Source organism: Aliidiomarina indica, assembly GCF_015354615.1.
In the GTDB taxonomy this organism is placed as follows: domain Bacteria; phylum Pseudomonadota; class Gammaproteobacteria; order Enterobacterales; family Alteromonadaceae; genus Aliidiomarina; species Aliidiomarina indica.
Genome location: NZ_JACAVQ010000019.1, coordinates 1 through 778 on the forward strand (window position 1 = coordinate 1; position 778 = coordinate 778).

Consider the following 778-nt stretch of genomic DNA (forward strand, 5'->3'; position numbering starts at 1 on the left):
AATACGCTTATGGTTCACCAGTAATCCTGATAGGCGCAATGTGCGTGTGATTCTTCGATACCCATAACGTCCTTTGTGGGCATGGTATACCTCTTGGATTTGTGTCTTTAGAGATTCATCAGGGCAAGGCCGCTGCATCGATTCGCAATGGTAGTAATAAACGCTTTTAGCTAAACCGGTCGCTTTCAGTAAATGCGGTAAGCTAAATTTCGCCTTGAGCTCAGTGACCACTAGGGTTTTTTCTTTGCTAGTTTCTTTTTTGCTTGAGCCAAGGCTTCGAACTTTTTTAAAACGGCGTTCTCCGCACGCAAGTACTCTAGCTCATCGCGGAGCTCTTTCTCTGTCATCTGCTCTGATGGTTTTGGTTCAGAGGGGGGCTGCTTCATTCGGGGACGGCCTTTCTTTTTAGGTTTCAGTCTGGATATACCTTCATGAGCATAAAGCTTTTGCCACTGAAATAATATGCCTGAAGTTGATAAGTCAAAGTAAGCACTCGTGTGGTTAAGTGACCACCCTTGCTCATGCATAGTAGTGAGTACTTTAAGTTTAAACTGACAGCTGTAGGGATACTCTGAGTGCCGAAAGCTATCTAAACCATGGATGCGATATACCGATACCCAGTACTTAACGAGTGATCTGGCAATATTGTATTCTCTGCTCAGATTAGTTGAGCTCTCTTGCAACGCTCTCTTTGCCACTTCAAGCTTGAAAACTCTTTGATGTTTGGACATAAAAAGACCCCCAGTAATTGGATGTCCAACTATTGGGGGTCACTTCA

2 protein-coding genes are annotated in these 778 nt (G+C 44.0%); both read right to left on the minus strand.

Annotation, left to right across the window (positions count from 1 at the left end; genetic code table 11):
- The coding region (locus HXZ99_RS12400; protein ID WP_194757545.1) for an IS3 family transposase at positions 1 to 231 on the minus strand (231 nt) is incomplete at its 3' end.
- The gene (locus HXZ99_RS12070; RefSeq protein ID WP_194757546.1) at positions 231 to 731 is read right to left on the minus strand and encodes a helix-turn-helix domain-containing protein; all 501 of its coding nucleotides are present in this window, start codon (positions 729 to 731) and stop codon (positions 231 to 233) included. The genes HXZ99_RS12070 and HXZ99_RS12400, both read right to left, overlap by 1 nt.
- Positions 732 to 778: the final 47 nt, after the last annotated feature.

Excerpts from the sequence above, each read along its gene's own strand:
- HXZ99_RS12070 (WP_194757546.1), bottom strand. The coding sequence starts at position 731 with ATGTCCAAACATCAAAGAGTTTTCAAGCTTGAAGTGGCAAAGAGAGCG.